General features: G+C 59.6%; 7 protein-coding genes. All 7 read right to left on the minus strand.

The features are described from left to right. Positions 1-74 precede the first annotated feature (74 nt). A complete protein-coding gene (gene nth / locus D8V06_RS23940; protein WP_056853596.1) occupies positions 75-713 on the minus strand; it encodes an endonuclease III in 639 nt (212 codons plus the stop codon). A gap of 24 nt (positions 714-737) precedes the next feature. Continuing rightward, positions 738-1,325 carry an Rnf-Nqr domain containing protein gene (locus D8V06_RS23945; protein ID WP_130931936.1) on the minus strand — a complete coding sequence of 196 codons (588 nt, stop codon included), beginning with the start codon at positions 1,323-1,325 and terminating at the stop codon, positions 738-740. Continuing rightward, positions 1,318-1,929, minus strand: a complete 612-nt coding sequence (locus D8V06_RS23950; protein WP_130906862.1) for an RnfABCDGE type electron transport complex subunit G — start codon at positions 1,927-1,929, stop codon at positions 1,318-1,320. Before D8V06_RS23950 ends, D8V06_RS23945 begins: the two co-directional genes overlap by 8 nt. Beyond that, positions 1,926-2,912: an RnfABCDGE type electron transport complex subunit D gene (locus D8V06_RS23955; protein WP_130931937.1), complete on the minus strand. Its 987-nt coding sequence runs from the start codon at positions 2,910-2,912 to the stop codon at positions 1,926-1,928. Before D8V06_RS23955 ends, D8V06_RS23950 begins: the two co-directional genes overlap by 4 nt. Beyond that, positions 2,899-3,912, minus strand: a complete 1,014-nt coding sequence (gene rsxB, locus D8V06_RS23960) for an electron transport complex subunit RsxB (protein ID WP_130931938.1) — start codon at positions 3,910-3,912, stop codon at positions 2,899-2,901. Before rsxB ends, D8V06_RS23955 begins: the two co-directional genes overlap by 14 nt. Continuing rightward, entirely contained in the window at positions 3,909-4,478 is a 570-nt protein-coding gene (locus D8V06_RS23965) for an Rnf-Nqr domain containing protein (protein WP_130905940.1), read from the minus strand. The genes rsxB and D8V06_RS23965 overlap by 4 nt, the downstream gene beginning before the upstream one ends. A 124-nt stretch (positions 4,479-4,602) precedes the next feature. After that, positions 4,603-6,654 (minus strand): methionine--tRNA ligase, encoded by a 2,052-nt coding sequence (gene metG, locus D8V06_RS23970; protein WP_056853590.1) that lies wholly within the window; start codon positions 6,652-6,654, stop codon positions 4,603-4,605. Positions 6,655-6,701 lie beyond the last annotated feature (47 nt).

Here is a 6,701-nt window from a genome sequence, read left to right on the forward strand (position 1 = left end):
CTCCTTATATCGACAATCTCCTGGCGGGTAAAAAAGATTTTTTCAATCGATGAATCGGTAATTCTAATAGAGCCTCAATCGTCCGAGGTCTTGTGCTTGTATTCACACAGGTCTTCGATACGGCAACTGCCACAACGCGGCTTGCGGGCCAGGCATACATAGCGCCCATGCAGGATCAACCAGTGATGTGAGTCGAGCAGGTACTGTTTGGGCACGAACTTCATCAATTTGTGCTCGACCTCGACGACATTCTTGCCAGGTGCAATGCCGGTGCGGTTGCTGACCCGGAAAATGTGGGTGTCCACCGCCATGGTCAGCTGCCGGAATGCGGTATTGAGCACGACGTTGGCAGTCTTGCGGCCAACCCCGGGCAGGGCTTCCAGTTCCTCTCGGGTCTGCGGCACTTCACCTGCATGGCGCTCGACCAGCAACCGACATGTCTCGATGACGTTTTTTGCCTTGCTGTTGAACAGGCCGATAGTCTTGATGTATTCGGACAGTCCTTCAACGCCCAACGCATGAATAGCCGCAGGGGTGTTGGCGACCGGAAACAGTTTTGCCGTGGCCTTGTTGACTCCAACGTCGGTCGATTGCGCCGAAAGAATAACGGCGATCAGCAATTCGAACGGTGAGGAGTAGGCCAGTTCGGTCTTTGGTTCCGGGTTGTCTTCATGCAGCCTGCGGAATATTTCCAGACGTTTTGCAGCATTCATGGGCAGTGCGTGTCCTCGAGGGCGTCAGTGTGAAGGTGTCGGGCGATGCCAGGCTTGCCATGCGGCGATCAGCAGACCCAGGAGAATAAAACCGCCTGGAGCCAGCGTAGCCAGGCGTAAGCCACCGTCGGTGGTCAGTCCCCAGCCTTGCCATTGCGCGTGCGTTGCAGCGACCAACCACGACAAGTGATGACCCAGTGTCCCGTAACCAATGAATTCGCGCAGCAGTCCGAGGCTGACCATCAGGGCGCCGAACAGCCCATACAGGCGCAGGCGGTCTCGCCAGGTGCTCTGAAAGAATCCGTTGTGTTCCAGCACGACACATTGCAAAGCAAGCAGCGCCGCATAGATCCCTATTTGATGATGCCATTGCAACGACCAGACTTGTGCGCCGAGTTCCGCGCAACTGGTGAGCGTGGCCGAAAGCAGCACGCTTGCCCACAAATGCGTTGCCGGGAGCAAGCGTGGTCGCAAGATGTTCATGCCAAGGCCAAACGCGCTGATCACGACAACGAACATCAACCACAGGCCCAATGCGCTCGCCAGTGAGCCGGTAACGCCAATGAGTGGTGCGAGCATCAATGAGCACGGCAGCAACGATGTTTTACTCATGGCCGGCGCTCCCGAGCAGTTGTTGCCGATGCTCATCAAAATAACGCAGCGCGTCGTGGGTGGCGTTGATCACTGCTCGTGAGGTAATGGTCGCCCCCGCCAATTGATCGAACTGCCCGAGATCCTTTTTCAAGGCCCAGCCCTTGTCGTCAGGATCAAAACGAGACTTGCCGGTAAACGATTGGAGCCAGGCGTTGGGCCAGTCGGCGATTCGTGCGCCGAGCCCCGGGGTTTCCGCTTGTTTGAGTGTTTTGACGCCGATCAGCCTTGCGTTGGCGTCGATGGCAATCAGCAGGTCGATAGCGCCCGCGTAACCCAGGGTCTGGCTGCGCAGCAACACAGCGTACGGTTGACCGGCCTTGGTCGCTCGGTACCCGGCCATAAGGGTACTGTTGCCCAACGCGGTGTCCTGGAGTGTGAGCGGCTGTTCCAGCGGCTGATTGTCGTAGCTGACAGGTGGTAGCAGATCCAGCAGGTTGCGACTGTCGATCAAGCGCTGCTCGGCGGCGATGCGCGGCGCACTGTTGAGCTGCGCGAGATAACTCAGGCCTATGCCAAATGCGCCCAGTAAAACCAGGATCGCAACGCTCGACGCACGATTCATGATGCGCTCTGCTCCTGACGAGCGACTGCAAACCTCTCCAGCGCCGGAACGCAGAGGTTCATCAAAAGCACGGCGAAGGCGACGCCATCCGGGTAGCCGCCCCAGGTACGAATCAGGTACGTCAACAGCCCGACCCCGGCGCCAAACAACAGGCGGGCTATGGGGCTTTTGGCGCCAGATACCGGTTCCGTAACGATGAAGAATGCCCCCAACATGGTTGCACCGGTGAGCAGGTGAAACAGCGGTGAACCGTGGGAGTCAGAGCCCGAGCCGTTCCAGCACAACAGACTGATAACGAACAGACTTGCCAGCATGCCGACCGGCGCATGCCAACTGAACACTTTACGTTGCAGCAAAAATGCGCCGCCGGCGAGGAATGCCAGGTTCACCCACTCCACACCGCGGCCGCCGAAGTGACCAAACGCCGGGTTCGCCGAAAACAGTTCGTCCATTGTCAGGCTTTTGTTGATCCGCAGACTGTCCAGTGCCGTGGCCCGGACCCACGCATCCGGTGCCTGTCCAAAGCCAAACACCTGTTGTAAAGCACTCGACAGGTCCATGCCGTGGGATGACGGCCAATGGGTCATCTGTTGCGGGAATGTCACCAGCACCAGAGCAACACCCAGCATCGCCGGATTGAACGGGTTCGATCCGACACCGCCATACAAGTGCTTGCCCAATACCATCGCGAACGCGGCGGCACTGACGGTCAGCCACCACGGACAATAGGGTGGCAGGGCCAACGCCAACAGGGTTGCGCTGACCAACGCGCTGCCGTCGCTCAAGCTGGCCCCGAGTGGTCGCTTGCGCAGGTGCAACATGGCCGCTTCGACCGACAATGCAGCGATGCCGGCCAACATCAGATTGATCAACACGCCCCAACCGTACAGCCAGAACATCATCAGTGCTCCGGGCAGGGTGGCCAGCAGCACCAGTTTCATGGCCTGCTGCAAGCGATCGTCAACTGACTCAAAAGACGGCATAGGCTTCCACCTGGCGTTCGGCCTCGTTGAGGGCACGCTGCAGGGCTTCGATCTGTTCGGCGGAGGCTTCGCTGGTCTGGGCTTTTTTAAGTTCGGCGCGGCGCATGGCCAGCTGGATTTTTGCCCGTTTCAACTCGGCATCGTTTGTCGCCGCTGCCGGACGCGGCACTGGGACCGACGGCGCGACATTTTCCAGTTGCGTCAACGTACGTTCGGCTGCTTCGAACTGCTGCTGCAGGACGACGAGTTGCGACTGCTGTTCAAAGGTGGGCGGATGGCCGAAAGCCTTCAGCGACTTGTGCAATTGTGCCCGGCTCATCGCGACGTCGATCTTGGCTTTTTTCAGCGCCGCATCGGCATTCGCCGTTTTTTGCGCGCGGACGCGTTCAAGGGCGGCTTGCACTGGATCGAGTGCGGCTTCAACGGGCTGCGGCGTTCGCTGCAAGCGAGCCTGGCGCTCGGCTGCCTTCTGTTGTTCTTCGCGTTGCAAACGGGCGTTGCGCTGTTCGAACCGGCGTCGTGCATGACTGCGCTTCTCGGCACGGGCTCGTTGATCGTCAAGACTGAATGCCAGACCGCCGACAATCGGCACAACGGTCTCCATCGGCAGCGGACGCATCTCGATGCAATCGACCGGGCATGGCGCCACGCAGAGATCGCAACCGGTGCATTCGTCGATGATCACCGTGTGCATCAGTTTTGCCGCGCCGACGATGGCATCGACGGGGCAGGCCTGGATGCACTTGGTGCAGCCAATGCATTCGGCTTCGCGAATGTAGGCGATCTGCGCCGGGGCTGAACCTCGGCTGACGTCCAGTTCCAATACCGGCACGTTCAGCAGTTGGGCCAGGGCATTGATGGTTTCGCTGCCACCCGGGGGGCACTTGTTGATCGGCTCGCCGGCGGCGATGCCCTCGGCGTAAGGTTTGCATCCTGGGTGGCCGCACTTGCCGCATTGAGTTTGCGGCAGGAGGGCGTCGATGCGTTGAATCAGACTCATGTTTTGATCAGTCCGCTGAATCCGAGAAAAGCCACTGCTATCAAGCCGGCACCGATCAGGTCGATCGGCAAGCCGCGAAAGGGCAGTGGAACATCGTTATCGAGTGTGCGCTGGCGCAAATCGTTGAAAAGACTCAGCACCAGCCAGAAACCCAGACCGCATCCCAGGCTCAATGCCGTGGCATGGAAAAGACCGTTGTCGTCCTGAACATTGAACAGTGTCACTCCCAGGACGCCGGCATTGCCTGCCAGTAGCAACCACAGGCCTTCGAACGAAAGCTTGGGCAACAACCGCGCAAGCAGTTTGAGCAGGGGGTCGATCAGCAGGACGCTCAGTGGCAGAAAGACGAACAGGCGCAGGGTTGCCAGATCCAGTGGCACCAGTAGCCAGCGGTACAGTGCATAGCCGACTACGCCTGCCATCAACATCAGGCATGTCGTCGCGATGCCGAGCGCATGGACCTGCCGGCGCTTGCTGCCCAACAGCGGATCGACGCCCAGCGGCCAGTGCAACACGAGGTTGTTGATCAAGGCTGCACTGAAGAGCGTCAAAAGCGTATCGGTCATGATTGTCCATATCCGCTGCCGGATAACCCTGTAGGTGAAGCCACACCTGATGGATAGTATGGGCCAGACATGAAAATCCCACAGCCGCGCCAGGCACGACTGTGGGATCGATTCAGCGCAAAATCTACTTGATGCGCTGACCTGGCTTGGCGCCACTGTCCGGGCTGAGCAGGTAGATTTCTTCACCGCCAGGGCCGGCCGCCATCACCATGCCTTCGGAGATGCCGAACTTCATTTTCCGTGGCTTGAGGTTGGCGATCATCATGGTCAGGCGACCATCGAGCTTGGACGGATCCGGGTAGGCACTCTTGATCCCGGAGAACACGTTGCGTTGCTCGTCACCGATATCAAGGGTCAGGCGCAACAGCTTGTCGGCGCCTTCCACGTGTTCGGCCTTGACGATCAGCGCCACGCGCAGATCGACTGCGGCGAAGGTGTCGAAGTCGATTTCCGGCGACAGCGGGTCTTTGGCCAGTTCGCCGTTGCCGGCAGGTGCGGCTTCGCCGGTGTCGGTCTGGCTGGCGGTCAGGTCTTCTTTCGAAGCGTCGGTCATGGCTTGCACTTTCACCGGGTCGATCCGGGTCATCAACGGCTTGAACTCGTTCAACTGATGGTTGGCGAGCAAGGTTGCGTGGTCGTTCCAGGTCAGCGGTGCGACGTTGAGGAACGCCTCGGCATCGGCGGCCAGCAACGGCAGCACAGGCTTGAGGAAGATCACCAGTTGGCGGAACAGATTGACGCCGGTGGCGCAGATCGCCTGGACTTCATCCTGTTTGCCTTCCTGTTTGTTCAGCGACCACGGTGCCTTGTCGGCAATCCAGGCGTTGGCACGATCGGCCAGGCCCATGATCTCGCGCATGGCGCGGGCGAAATCGCGGGCTTCATAGGCGTCGGCGATGCTTGGCGCGGCGGCCAGGAAGGCTTCGGTCAACTCTGGCGCAGCGTTGGTGTCGACCATCAGGCCGGCATTGCCCTTGTGGATAAAACCGGCGCAACGGCTGGCGATGTTGACGACTTTGCCGACCAGGTCGGAGTTGACCTTCTGCACGAAGTCTTCGAGGTTCAGGTCGAGGTCGTCGACGCCACGGCCCAGTTTGGCCGCGTAGTAGTAGCGCAGGTATTCCGGCGACAGGTGATCCAGGTAGGTCCGGGCCTTGATGAAGGTGCCGCGGGACTTGGACATTTTCTGGCCGTTGACGGTCAGGTAGCCGTGCACGTTGATGCCGGTCGGCTTGCGGTAGCCGGCGCCTTCGAGCATGGCTGGCCAGAACAGCGCATGGAAATTGACGATGTCCTTGCCGATGAAGTGGTACAGCTCGGCAGTCGAGTCCTTGCCCCAGAACGCGTCGAAGTCCAGCTCCGGCGTGCGGTTGCAGAGGTTCTTGAAGCTGGCCATGTAACCGATCGGCGCATCCAGCCACACGTAGAAATACTTGCCCGGTTCGCCCGGAATCTCGAAACCGAAGTACGGCGCATCGCGGGAAATGTCCCACTGCTGCAGGCCGGCATCCAGCCATTCGGCAATCTTGTTCGCCACGGCGTCTTGCAGGGTGCCGCTGCGGGTCCAGGCTTGCAGCATTTCCTGGAAGTCCGGCAGCTTGAAGAAGAAGTGCTGGGAGTCCTTGAGCACCGGCGTGGCGCCAGAGATCGCCGACTTCGGATCCTTCAGGTCGGTCGGCGCGTAGGTGGCGCCGCATTTTTCGCAGTTGTCGCCGTACTGGTCTTCGGTGCCGCATTTCGGGCAGGTGCCCTTGATGAAGCGATCGGCCAGGAACATTTTCTTTTCCGGGTCGAAGTACTGCGTGATCGAGCGTTGGGCAATGTGCCCGGCGTCGCGCAGCTTGAGGTAGATCTGGCTCGACAGCTCACGGTTTTCTTCGGCGTGAGTGGAGTGGAAGTTGTCGAAGTCCACCAGGAAGTCGGCAAAGTCGGCGCTGTGTTCAGCCTGGACATTGGCGATCAGTTGTTCCGGGGTGATGCCTTCTTTTTCTGCGCGCAGCATGATCGCCGAACCGTGGGCGTCGTCAGCGCAGACATAAATGCATTGGTTGCCGCGGTGCTTCTGGAAGCGTACCCACATATCGGTCTGGATGTATTCCAGCATATGGCCAAGGTGGATCGAACCATTGGCATAGGGCAGGGCGCTGGTGACGAGGATCTTGCGTGGCTCGGACATGGGGCTCGGCTACTTGATGAAACGGAGGTCGGCCACTATAAAGCGCC

The organism is Pseudomonas sp. Sample_24 (assembly GCF_004307605.1).
In the GTDB taxonomy this organism is placed as follows: domain Bacteria; phylum Pseudomonadota; class Gammaproteobacteria; order Pseudomonadales; family Pseudomonadaceae; genus Aquipseudomonas.